General features: G+C 57.5%; 2 protein-coding genes. Both read left to right on the forward strand.

The features are described from left to right. Window positions 1-138, forward strand: a 138-nt coding sequence (locus ACTJKE_RS36555) for a flagellin (RefSeq protein ID WP_440693915.1), incomplete at its 5' end; no start/stop codon positions are given. Between the two features lie 275 nt (window positions 139-413). Continuing rightward, window positions 414-870, forward strand: a 457-nt coding sequence (locus tag ACTJKE_RS36560) for a flagellin N-terminal helical domain-containing protein (RefSeq protein ID WP_440661890.1), incomplete at its 3' end; no start/stop codon positions are given.

An 870-nucleotide genomic window follows, 5' to 3' on the forward strand; every position in this document is an offset into this window, starting at 1 on the left:
ATCGGCAAGCTCGTCGACGCTGACATGAACGAAGAGTCGACCCGCCTGAAGGCTCTGCAGACGCAGCAGCAGCTCGGTATCCAGGCGCTCACGATCGCCAACTCGAACTCGCAGAACATCCTGTCGCTGTTCCGTTAATCGGGCGCCAGGCGGCGCGGGTCCCGGCTCGCGCCCGACTGCAGAAAATCGAAACCGCGCTTCGCAAGAGGCGCGGTTTTTTGTTGGTCTATTTCAGCCACGCGTGCCGAAATTATCGACTGAGCTTCAGCATTTGTTAACCACGATGGTGTTTTCTGTGGCCAACGAAACGGCGGGTTAATCAACATTAACAGGCATGAGGCTGACCGCTGCTTCCCGGTAATCCCGGAATGTCCCTTTTCATTCCAAATCAGCCAACAAGGGGCACTCAGCCAATGACCAGCATCATGACGAACACCGCCGCAATGTCGGCTCTTCAGACCCTGCGTTCGATCAATTCCTCGATGGAAACCACCCAGGACCGCATCTCATCGGGCCTGCGCGTCGGTAGCGCTGCGGACAACGCCGCTTACTGGTCGATCGCAACCACCATGCGTTCGGACAACAAGGCACTCTCGACCGTTGAAGACGCTCTTGGCCTCGGCGCTGCCAAGACCGACGTTGCCTACACCGCCATGGAAAACTCCAAGGACGTCGTCGACGAGATCAAGAAAAAGCTGGTTGCCGCCAGCGAGCCGGGTGTTGACAAGAGCAAGATCCAGAAGGAAATCAAGGAGCTGCAGAGCCAGCTCGTGAGCATTGCCAAGTCGGCTTCGTTCTCCGGCGAAAACTGGGTCTACAACGACGCCAACAACACGGCTGCCACCAAGTCGATCGTCGGTTCGTTCAACC

Origin of the sequence: Ensifer sp. 22521 (assembly GCF_052044795.1) — a bacterium.
Lineage (GTDB): Bacteria > Pseudomonadota > Alphaproteobacteria > Rhizobiales > Rhizobiaceae > Ensifer.